The 623-nt window shown below is 43.5% G+C and carries 2 protein-coding genes; both read right to left on the bottom strand.

The window, feature by feature from the left end; genetic code table 11:
• The coding region (locus Q1A70_RS20290; protein ID WP_299697659.1) for a hypothetical protein at positions 1-308 on the bottom strand (308 nt) is incomplete at its 3' end.
• A gap of 18 nt (positions 309-326) precedes the next feature.
• The coding region (locus tag Q1A70_RS20285) for a topoisomerase DNA-binding C4 zinc finger domain-containing protein (RefSeq protein WP_299697657.1) at positions 327-623 on the bottom strand (297 nt) is incomplete at its 5' end.

Raw genomic sequence — 623 nt, 5'->3', positions numbered from 1 at the left:
ATGGCTTTGAGTGCGGTGTCAGCCTCTTTTTTATTGATATCGGCTTTCTCTGCAATATGCTCAACTAATTCTTTACGTTTCATCTCATTTCCTTCTTTAATTTTGATGAGTTCTTCATCCCACCTGCCTGTCGCGTAACGAAAAGCAAGGCGTTTCTCAACAACGTCGCTAATTTCTATTTTAAAGGTGTTTGCTGTAGCTTGAGTGGTGGCGCTCGCTTTTGCTGCGCCTAAAGACCGCATATAAACCGTTTCCGATCTAATGGTCTTATTTTCCTTATCCAAGTAGCGGATATTATAGACAGCCATAAACCTCCCTATTAAGCATTAAAGTACGCCTTTTTCTCTGTCCGGTTTCCCATTTGTGTCAAAAAATCGAACTTTGCATGTAGGGAACCCGCTGCATCCCCACCAAAATGAGCCTTCACGTTTACCAGCTCGACGAATCAACCCTTTATTGCACTGAGGGCAGGCTTCTGTATCACTGGCTTGAGGCTGAGGTACTTTCGGTTTTGGGGTTAAGTTCGGTTTACCATTATCATCAGGAAAGGTAGTTTTGCAATCAGGGTAACGGTTGCAGGCATGAAAAGCCCCATTCTTCCCTTTTCTTTTGAGTAATAGCCC

The sequence above is a fragment of the uncultured Vibrio sp. genome, assembly GCF_947488985.1.
Lineage (GTDB): Bacteria > Pseudomonadota > Gammaproteobacteria > Enterobacterales > Vibrionaceae > Vibrio.
This window is presented reverse-complemented; position numbering and strand designations above follow the sequence as displayed.